Genomic DNA, 9,995 nt, shown 5'->3' with positions numbered 1-9,995 from the left:
TGCTGAATCGTGGAGAACCTGATTGCGCTGCTGGTGGCGGCGCCCCTGCTCGGAGCGGTGGTCCTGCTGTGCGGCGGACGCCGGCTGGACGCCGTCGGCCACTGGATCGGCACGCTGCTCGCGGCCGTCTCCTTCGCCCTCGGCCTGGTGCTCTTCACCGACCTGCTGGGCAAGGGCGCGGCCGAACGCACCGTCACACAGCACCTGTTCAGCTGGATCCCGGTGGAGGGCTTCCAGGCCGACATCGCCTTCCGGCTCGACCAGCTGTCGATGACGTTCGTCCTGCTGATCACCGGCGTCGGCTCGCTGATCCACCTGTACTCCATCGGGTACATGGAGCACGACGAGCGGCGCCGCCGCTTCTTCGGCTATCTGAACCTGTTCCTCGCGGCGATGCTGATCCTCGTCCTCGCCGACAACTACCTGCTGCTGTACCTCGGCTGGGAAGGCGTCGGTCTCGCCTCCTACCTGCTGATCGGCTTCTGGCAGCACAAGCCCACCGCGGCAACGGCCGCGAAGAAGGCCTTCCTCGTCAACCGCGTCGGCGACATGGGTCTGTCGATCGCGATCATGCTGATGTTCCTGTGGTTCGGCACCTTCGCCTTCGGGCCGGTGCTCGGCGGCCCCGGGGAGGCCGGTCTCGCCGGTGAGGCGAGCGAGGGCAAGCTCACCGCCATCGCCCTGATGCTGCTGCTCGCCGCCTGCGGCAAGTCCGCCCAGGTGCCGCTGCAGTCCTGGCTCGGGGATGCGATGGAGGGCCCGACCCCCGTCTCGGCCCTCATCCACGCCGCGACGATGGTCACGGCGGGCGTGTACCTGATCGTCCGCTCGGCGGCCGTCTTCAACGGCGCCCCCGACGCCCAGCTGGTCGTCACCATCGTCGGCGCGGTCACGCTGCTGTTCGGTGCGATCGTCGGTTGCGCCAAGGACGACATCAAGAAGGCGCTGGCCGGCTCGACCATGTCGCAGATCGGCTACATGGTGCTGGCCGCGGGCCTCGGCCCGATCGGCTACGTCTTCGCGATCATGCACCTGGTGACGCACGGCTTCTTCAAGGCCGGGCTGTTCCTCGGCGCCGGCTCGGTGATGCACGGCATGAACGACGAGGTCGACATGCGCCGCTACGGCGGCCTGCGTAAGTACATGCCGGTCACGTTCGTCACCTTCGGCCTCGGTTACCTCGCGATCATCGGCTTCCCGGGTCTGTCCGGCTTCTTCTCCAAGGACAAGATCATCGAGGCGGCGTTCGCCAAGGGCGGCACCGAGGGCTGGATCCTCGGCGCCTGCGCCCTGCTGGGCGCGGCCATCACCGCGTACTACATGACGCGCGTGATGCTGATGACGTTCTTCGGCGAGGAGCGCTGGCGCAACGCGCCGACGCCGTCCCCGGCCCAGCCGGACGTGGAGCCCGCCGCCGAGACACGCGGGGAGTACGCCCCGCCGCACCCGCACGAGTCGCCGAGGTCCATGACGATCCCGATGATCGTGCTGGCGGTGGGGTCGGTCGCGGGCGGTGCCTTCTTCAGCATCGGCGACCGCTTCGTGCACTGGCTGGAGCCCGTCACCGGGCACTCCCACGGCCACCCGCCGGTCAGCGCCCTGACGGTGACGCTCTCCACGGTCGCCGTGATGGTCATCGGCGTGGCCGTCGCCTGGGCGCAGTACGGGCGCCGTCCGGTTCCGGCCGTCGCCCCGCGCGGGTCGCTGCTCACCCGGGCCGCCCGGCGCGACCTGTTCCAGGACGACTTCAACCACGTCGTCCTGGTCCGCGGCGGTGAGCACCTCACCCGCTCGCTGGTGTACGTGGACCACACCCTGGTCGACGGGGTCGTCAACGGCACGGCTGCCTCCATGGGCGGTCTGTCCGGGCGGATGCGCAGGCTGCAGAACGGCTTCGCGCGGTCCTACGCGGTCTCCATGTTCGGCGGCGCGGCGGTCCTCGTCGCCGCGACCCTGCTGATGAGGGCGGTCTGATACCGATGTCCTTTCCTCTGCTGACAGCGACGGCGGCGCTCCCGGCCATCGGGGCGATCGCCACGGCCGCCGTACCGGCCGCGAGGCGCACGGCGGCCAAGTGGCTGGCCCTGCTGTTCTCGCTCGCCACGCTGGTCCTGGCGATCGTCGTCCTGGTGCGGTTCGACCCGGGCGGCGACCGCTACCAGCTCACCGAGTCGCACGCCTGGATCGCGGACTTCGGCGTCCGCTACGAACTGGGTGTGGACGGCATCGCGGTGGCGCTGATCGCGCTGACCGCCCTGCTGATCCCGTTCATCGTCCTGGCGGGCTGGCACGACGCCGACCCGCTGGAGACCGGGAACAAGAGGTGGCGGCCGACGCAGGGCTTCTTCGCCCTGATCCTGGCCGTCGAGGCGATGGTGATCCTCTCCTTCGAGGCCACCGACGTCTTCCTCTTCTACATCTTCTTCGAAGCCATGCTGATCCCGCTGTACTTCCTGATCGGCGGCTTCGGGGACCGTGCCCACGAGCACGGCGAGGAGAAGGCGGCGACCCAGCGGTCGTACGCGGCGGTGAAGTTCCTCCTCTACAACCTGGCCGGCGGTCTGATCATGCTGGCCGCGGTGATCGGGCTGTACGTGGTCGCCGGGAACTTTTCGCTCACCGAGATCGCCGAGGCCCGGGCGAGCGGCGAACTGACCATGTCGACCGGCACCGAGCGCTGGCTGTTCCTCGGCTTCTTCTTCGCCTTCGCGGTGAAGGCGCCGCTGTGGCCGCTGCACACCTGGCTGCCCAACGCCATGCAGGAGTCCACCGCGCCGGTGGCCGTGCTGATCACGGCGGTCGTCGACAAGGTGGGCACCTTCGCGATGCTCCGCTTCTGCCTCGGACTGTTCCCGGAGGCCAGCAAGTGGGCGACGCCGGTCGTGCTCGTCCTGGCCGTCGTCAGCATCATCTACGGCGCGCTGCTCGCGGTCGGCCAGCGCGACATCAAGCGGCTGATCGCGTACGCGTCGATCTCGCACTTCGGCTTCATCGTCATGGGCATCTTCGCCATGACCAGCCAGGGCCAGTCCGGAGCGACGCTGTACATGGTCAACCACGGCATCTCGACCGCCGTGCTGATGCTGATCGCCGGGTTCCTCATCTCGCGGCGCGGCTCCCGGCTCATCGCCGACTACGGCGGGGTGCAGAAGGTCGCACCGGTGCTGGCCGGCACGTTCCTGATCGGCGGCCTCGCGACCCTCTCGCTGCCGGGGCTCGCGCCCTTCGTCAGCGAGTTCCTGGTCCTGGTCGGCACGTTCACGCGCTATCCGGTGATCGGGATCATCGCCACCTTCGGCATCGTGCTCGCCGCGCTCTACGTCCTCGTCCTCTACCAGCGGACGATGACCGGCCCGGTGAAGCCCGAGGTGGCCGCCATGCCCGACCTGCGGGTGCGGGAGATCGCGGTGGTGGCACCGCTGGTCGTGCTGCTGGTCTTCCTGGGCGTCTACCCGAAGCCCGTCACGGACGTCGTGAACCCGGCGGTGAAACAGACCATGTCCGACGTGGAGAAGAAGGATCCCCGGCCCGAGGTGGAGGCGGCCAAGTGAGCGCAACAGCAGCCGTCCACAGCCTGTGGACAACGGCGGCGACCGCGGCCGAACCGATCTCGAAGATCGACGCGCCGAAGATCGAGTACGGGCAGCTCGCGCCCATGCTGATCATCGTCGGCGGGGCGATCCTCGGGATCCTCGCCGAGGCGTTCGTACCGCGGAAATCCCGCTACTACGCACAGATGTTCCTCTCCGTGGTGGCACTCGCCGCCGCGTTCGCCGCGGTCGTGGCCCTCGCCGCGAACGGCTACGCCACGACCAAGGCCGGCATCGCGGCGATGGGCGCCATCGCCGTCGACGGACCGGCCCTGTTCCTCCAGGGCACGATCCTGCTGACGGCCCTGGCCGGCCTGTTCACCTTCGCCGAGCGCCGGCTCGACCCGGAGGCGCACGGCAACCGGGTCGACTCCTTCGCCGCGCAGCCCGCTGCCGTACCGGGCAGCGACAGCGAGCAGAAGGCGGTCAAGGCGGGGTTCACCACCACCGAGGTGTTCCCGCTGCTGCTCTTCGCGGTCGCCGGCATGCTGGTCTTCCCGGCGGCCAACGACCTGCTGACGCTGTTCGTGGCGCTGGAGGTGCTGTCGCTCCCGCTGTACCTGATGTGCGCGCTGGCCCGCCGCAAGCGGCTGATGTCGCAGGAGGCGGCGGTCAAGTACTTCCTGCTCGGTGCGTTCGCCTCCGCGTTCATGCTGTTCGGCATCGCGCTGCTGTACGGCTACGCGGGCTCGATGTCGTACGCGACGATCGCGCAGGTCGTCGAGGGCACCGTCCCCGAGGTCACCCCGGCGCTCGCCGCCACCATGGGCAACGACGCGCTGCTGCTGGTCGGGGCGGCGCTGGTGGTCATGGGCCTGCTGTTCAAGGTCGGTGCCGTGCCCTTCCACATGTGGACGCCCGATGTGTACCAGGGCGCCCCGACACCGGTGACGGGCTTCATGGCGGCGGCCACCAAGGTGGCGGCGTTCGGAGCGCTGCTGCGGATCCTGTACGTCGTGCTGCCGGGCCTGCGCTGGGACTGGCGGCCGGTCATGTGGGGTGTCGCCATCGTCACCATGCTGGTCGGCGCCGTCGTGGCGATCACGCAGACCGACATCAAGCGGCTGCTGGCGTACTCGGCGATCTCGCACGCGGGCTTCATCCTCGCCGGCGTCATCGCGGCGACGCCGTCGGGCATCTCGTCCGTGCTCTTCTACCTGGCGGCGTACTCGTTCGTGACGGTCGGCGCGTTCGCGGTGGTCACGCTGGTTCGGGACGCCGGCGGCGAGGCGACGCACCTGTCCAAGTGGGCGGGGCTCGGCCGCCGCTCCCCGGTGGTGGCGGCGGTGTTCGCGGTGTTCCTGCTGGCCTTCGCGGGCATTCCGCTGACCTCCGGGTTCTCCGGGAAGTTCGCCGTGTTCAAGGCGGCGGCGGAGGGCGGAGCCGTCCCGCTGGTCGTGGTCGGTGTGATCGCCTCGGCCATCGCGGCGTTCTTCTACATCCGCGTCATCGTCCTGATGTTCTTCAGCGAGCCGCGCCCCGAGGGCCCGACCGTCGCGGTGCCGTCACCGCTGACGATGACGGCGATCGGGCTCGGCGTGGCGGTCACGGTGGTGCTCGGTGTGGCACCGCAGTACTTCCTTGAGCTGGCCGGGGACGCGGGAGTGTTCGTGCGCTGACACCCCCCCGGCGGACGAGGAAGCGGCCCGGCACCCCTGGGAGGGGGTGCCGGGCCGCCGCCGTTCCGGACGGGCCTGTGGATAACTCGGGGGCTGTCGGTGCGGGCGCCTATCGTGGAGGCAGTGGTCGAAGGACGACGTACGGGGGACGGGACGATGCAGGGGACGGGCGGTGTCGCCGAGATGGCAGTGACGGATGGTGAGGCGCTCGCTACGCTGCACCGGGTTTTCGGGTACGAGGCCTTCCGGGGCGAGCAGGAAGCGGTCGTCGACCATGTGATCGCGGGCGGCGACGCCGTCGTGCTCATGCCGACCGGCGGCGGCAAGTCGCTGTGCTACCAGATTCCGGCCCTGGTCAGACCGGGCACGGGAGTGGTCGTCTCCCCGCTGATCGCCCTGATGCAGGACCAGGTGGACGCGCTGCGGGCGCTGGGCGTGCGCGCCGGGTTCATGAACTCCACGCAGGACTTCGACGAGCGGCGGACCGTCGAGGCCGAGTTCCTCGCCGGCGAGCTGGACCTGCTCTATCTCGCGCCGGAGCGGCTGCGTCTGGACAGCAGCCTGGACCTGCTCTCCCGCGGCAAGATCTCCGTCTTCGCGATCGACGAGGCGCACTGTGTGTCCCAGTGGGGGCACGACTTCCGGCCGGACTACCTCACCCTGTCGCTGCTGGGCGAACGGTGGCCGGAGGTCCCCCGGATCGCGCTGACGGCGACGGCCACGCACGCCACGCACCGGGAGATCACCGACCGGCTGAGGATGCCGGACGCCCGCCACTTCGTGGCCAGCTTCGACCGGCCCAACATCCAGTACCGGATCGTGCCCAAGGCCGACCCCCGCAAGCAGCTGCTGAACTTCCTGCGCGAGGAGCACGCCGGGGACGCGGGCATCGTGTACTGCCTCTCGCGCAACTCCGTGGAGAAGACGGCCGAGTTCCTCGCGCGCCACGGGATCGAGGCGGTGCCGTACCACGCGGGGCTCGACGCGGGGACGCGCGCCGCGCACCAGGCGCGGTTCCTGCGGGAGGAGGGGCTGGTCGTCGTCGCGACGATCGCCTTCGGCATGGGCATCGACAAGCCGGACGTCCGGTTCGTCGCCCACCTCGACCTGCCCAAGTCGGTCGAGGGCTACTACCAGGAGACCGGTCGCGCGGGGCGTGACGGGCTGCCGTCCACGGCCTGGATGGCCTACGGGCTCAACGACGTCATACAGCAGCGCAAGCTCATCCAGTCCGGGGAGGGCGACGAGGCGTTCCGGCGGCGGGCGGGCCGGCACCTGGACTCGATGCTGGCGCTGTGCGAGACCGTACGGTGCCGCCGCGGTCAGCTCCTCGCCTACTTCGGCCAGGAACCCGGCGCGGAGGGCTGCGGCAACTGCGACACCTGCCTCACCCCGCCGGAGACGTGGGACGGGACCGTCGCGGCGCAGAAGGTGCTGTCGACGGTGGTGCGGCTGCAGCGCGAGCGCGGGCAGAAGTTCGGCGCGGTGCAGATCGTGGACATCCTGCTGGGGCGGCGCACGGCCAAGGTCATCCAGTTCGACCACGACCAGCTGTCGGTGTTCGGCATCGGTGAGGAGCTGAGCGAGGCCGAGTGGCGGGGCGTGGTACGGCAGTTGCTCGCCCAGGGACTGCTCGCCGTCGAGGGGGAGTACGGCACGCTGGTGCTGACCGAGACGAGCGGGGCGGTGCTGCGGCGGGAGCGGGAGGTGCCGCTGCGCAAGGAGCCGGAGAAGCCGGCGGCGGCCCGCGGCACGGGCGGCCGGGGCGAGCGCAAGGCCAAGGCCGCGGCGGTCGAGCTGCCCGGGGAACTCCAGCCCGCGTTCGAGGCGTTGCGGGCCTGGCGCGCGGAGCAGGCGCGGGAGCAGGGGGTTCCGGCGTACGTCATCTTCCACGACGCGACGCTGCGGGAGATCGCCACGGTGTGGCCCGCGTCGGTGGGTGAGCTCGGGGGGATCAGCGGGGTGGGCGAGAAGAAGCTGGCGACGTACGGGGAGGGGGTGGTGGCGGTGCTGGCGGGGCTGTCGCGGCCGGGGGACGGCGGTGCCGGGGCCGGGGATCCAGGTGGCCCCGACGAGTGGCCCGGGGAGGAGCCGGAGCCCGACGACTGGGCGTAGGCCGAACACAACCGCGGGCAGTCGTGCCGCTGGGGCGGCACGGGTGGGCGCGACGGCACCCCGCAGACGCGGGTTGCGGAACTTCCCCCCGCCCGGCCCAGCCCCGCCGCAGCGTGAGGGTCACGGCAGCGCCGTCAGGCCGGGGGCGAAGGTGATCAGCAGCGGTACCAGCGGGACCAGCGCCGCCGCCGCGGTCGTCAGGGCGCGGTGCCGGCGGCCGAGGCGGGGCGGGGGCTCCAGGAGACGGTCGACGCGCTCGCCGAGCAGCCGGTGGCTGGAGGAGCAGGACAGCACACCACGGTGCTGGTTCAGCTCGATCAGCGCCAGCGCCGTCGTCAGGTGGCCGCAGCGGCGGGAGGCCGTGTCGTCGGCGGACAGCTCGACCAGGCGATGGGTCTGGTCGCAGAAGTGGGCGAACAGCGGGATCCGGGGGAAGCCGGTGGCCAGGGCCGTGGAGAGATGGAGGAGCCAGTCGTGGCGGGCGCGGGCGTGGCCGCGCTCGTGGGTGAGGACGGCGTCGACCTGGTGGTCGGTGAGGCGCTGCAGGGCGCCGGTGGTGACGATCAGCTGGGGCGGGCTGCCGGGCATCCACCAGGCGTCGGGGTATTCGTCCTCCAGCACCAGCAGGGGGCCGCGGGCGGCGGGGAGTCCGGCGGGGAGGTCGGGGGCGCGCTCCCGCAGATGTGCCCGGGCCCGGGCGCGACGGCGGCGGGCCTCGACCAGCTCGCGCCCGAGCATGGCCGTCGTCCAGGCCGCCCCGCAGGCCAGGAGCACGGTGAGGGCGACCGTCCAGGACGAGGCGGCGGACAGGTCGTAGGCGGCGGTCACCGCGGGCGGGGCCGGGGCGAAGAGCTGGGCGCGGACGGTGCCGAAGACGGCCGCGGCGCCGAGCGCGAGCGCCGTCAGACAGCACAGCAGGACGGTGGCGACCAGGCACTGCCACACCCACAGGGCGACCACCGGTTCCCTTTCCGGCCACTTCGCCCTGGTCAGTGCCCGGGGGACGGGCACGGCGGCCGTCACGGCGACAACGCTCAGCAGGAGCAGGCAGACGGTCATGCCACGGGCTCCGGATCCTGTCGGAAGGGGCGGCTCGGGGGCGTGCGGGTGATGCGGAGGGCGCGGCGCCGATAGACACACACCGCCCGACGCCAAGTATGACGGCGAAGGGCGGTGTGAGTCAGGGGTCGTCGGAGATCGGCCAGGGCCGAAGGGGTCAGGGCGCGGGGACCACCCGTCCCGAGACCTCACCGAGGCCCACGCGCGCGCCGTCCGGTCCCGGCGCCCAGGCGGACAGCGTCACCACGTCGCCGTCCTCGAGGAACGTCCGCTTGCCGTCGGGGAGTTCGAGGGGGTCGCGGCCGTTCCAGGTCAGTTCCAGCAGCGAGCCGCGTTCCCGTTCGGTGGGGCCGCTCACCGTGCCGGAGCCGTACAGGTCACCGGTGCGCAGGGAGGCGCCGTTGACGGTCATGTGGGCGAGCTGCTGGGCGGCCGTCCAGTACATGGTGGAGAAGGGAGGTTCGGAGACGACATGGCCGTTGACGGTGACGGTGATGCGCAGGTCGTAGCCGCCGGGTTCCTCGCCGGCGTCGTCCAGGTAGGGCAGCAGCTCGTGGGTGCGCTCCGGCGGTGCCACGCGGGCCTCCTCCAGGGCGTCGAGAGGCGTGATCCAGGCCGACACCGAGGTGGTGAAGGACTTGCCGAGGAAGGGTCCGAGGGGGACGTACTCCCAGGCCTGGACGTCGCGGGCGGACCAGTCGTTGAGGAGGCAGAGGCCGAAGACGTGGTCGCGGTAGTCGCCGAGCGCCACCGGCCGGCCCCGCTCGGACGGAGCGCCGACCACGAAGCCCACCTCGGCCTCGATGTCCAGCCGGACGGACGGCCCGAAGACCGGGGCGGCGTCGGCGGGTGCCTTGCGCTGGCCGGAGGGGCGCACCACGTCGGTCCCGGACACCACGACCGTGCCGGCCCGGCCGTGGTAACCGATCGGCAGGTGCTTCCAGTTGGGGGTGAGGGACTCGGCGGCGTCGGGGCGGAAGATCTGGCCGACGTTCCGGGCGTGGTTCTCGGAGGCGTAGAAGTCGACGTAGTCGGCGACCTCGAAGGGGAGGTGCAGGGTCACCTCGGACAGCGGGTGGAACAGCGGCTCGACGGTCTCCCGGTGCGCGGGGACGGTCACCCAGGCCGTGAGCGCCCGCCGCACGTCCGACCAGGTGGTGCGGCCCGCCGCCAGCAGCGGGTTCAGGGTCGGGCGGGCGAGCAGGGAGGCGTAGGGGGAGCCCAGGGCGTGCGCCGCCGCGCCGGCGTCGAGGACGTGGTCGCCGAGCCGGACGCCGACGGTCCGCTCCGACGAGCCGGGGGGCGAGAACACGCCGTACGGCAGGTTGTGCGGGCCGAAGGGGTCGCCCTCGGGGACATCGAAGGGGGGCATCGGGTGCTGCCTCGCTTTCGTGTACGCAGGTGCTCGCGGGTGTTCCACGTGTTCGTGGCCGTGCCACACGTTACGGGCCGTACGGCGGTCTTGGGCAGAGCCGCAGTGGTGGCGCCGGGCGGAAGGGGCCCGTGGGCGGGAGGAGCGCGGGCGCAAGGGCGGCATGTACCGCTTCCCGTCGCGTACCGGAGGTTATCCACAGGACGGGAGGCAATCTTGACGCAGTGGTGCGAACGGGGC

General features: G+C 71.4%; 6 protein-coding genes. 4 read left to right on the top strand and 2 right to left on the bottom strand.

The genetic code is table 11. From position 1 onward, the window contains the following. Positions 1 to 9 precede the first annotated feature (9 nt). The 4 genes from nuoL (at position 10) to recQ (ending at position 7,324) form a co-directional block, all read left to right on the top strand. Positions 10 to 1,974 carry an NADH-quinone oxidoreductase subunit L gene (gene nuoL / locus ACZ434_RS06935; RefSeq protein WP_468452588.1) on the top strand — a complete coding sequence of 655 codons (1,965 nt, stop codon included), beginning with the start codon at positions 10 to 12 and terminating at the stop codon, positions 1,972 to 1,974. A gap of 5 nt (positions 1,975 to 1,979) precedes the next feature. After that, the gene (locus ACZ434_RS06930) at positions 1,980 to 3,551 is read left to right on the top strand and encodes an NADH-quinone oxidoreductase subunit M (protein WP_468452586.1); all 1,572 of its coding nucleotides are present in this window, start codon (positions 1,980 to 1,982) and stop codon (positions 3,549 to 3,551) included. After that, positions 3,548 to 5,209 (top strand): NADH-quinone oxidoreductase subunit NuoN, encoded by a 1,662-nt coding sequence (gene nuoN / locus ACZ434_RS06925; protein ID WP_468452584.1) that lies wholly within the window; start codon positions 3,548 to 3,550, stop codon positions 5,207 to 5,209. The genes ACZ434_RS06930 and nuoN overlap by 4 nt, the downstream gene beginning before the upstream one ends. A 156-nt stretch (positions 5,210 to 5,365) precedes the next feature. Then, positions 5,366 to 7,324 (top strand): DNA helicase RecQ, encoded by a 1,959-nt coding sequence (gene recQ / locus ACZ434_RS06920; RefSeq protein ID WP_468452938.1) that lies wholly within the window; start codon positions 5,366 to 5,368, stop codon positions 7,322 to 7,324. A 120-nt stretch (positions 7,325 to 7,444) separates the two neighbouring features. Here recQ and ACZ434_RS06915 read toward each other — a convergent pair whose 3' ends face one another. Further along, positions 7,445 to 8,383 carry a M56 family metallopeptidase gene (locus tag ACZ434_RS06915; RefSeq protein WP_468452582.1) on the bottom strand — a complete coding sequence of 313 codons (939 nt, stop codon included), beginning with the start codon at positions 8,381 to 8,383 and terminating at the stop codon, positions 7,445 to 7,447. Positions 8,384 to 8,540: 157 nt separating this feature from the next. Beyond that, on the bottom strand, positions 8,541 to 9,755 hold the full coding sequence (fahA, locus tag ACZ434_RS06910) for a fumarylacetoacetase (RefSeq protein ID WP_468452580.1): 1,215 nt from the start codon (positions 9,753 to 9,755) through the stop codon (positions 8,541 to 8,543). Positions 9,756 to 9,995: the final 240 nt, after the last annotated feature.

It is taken from the genome of Streptomyces sp. NPDC030893 (assembly GCF_055571535.1).
Note: the sequence above shows the minus strand (reverse complement) of the source record. Positions and strands in the feature narration are given on the sequence as shown.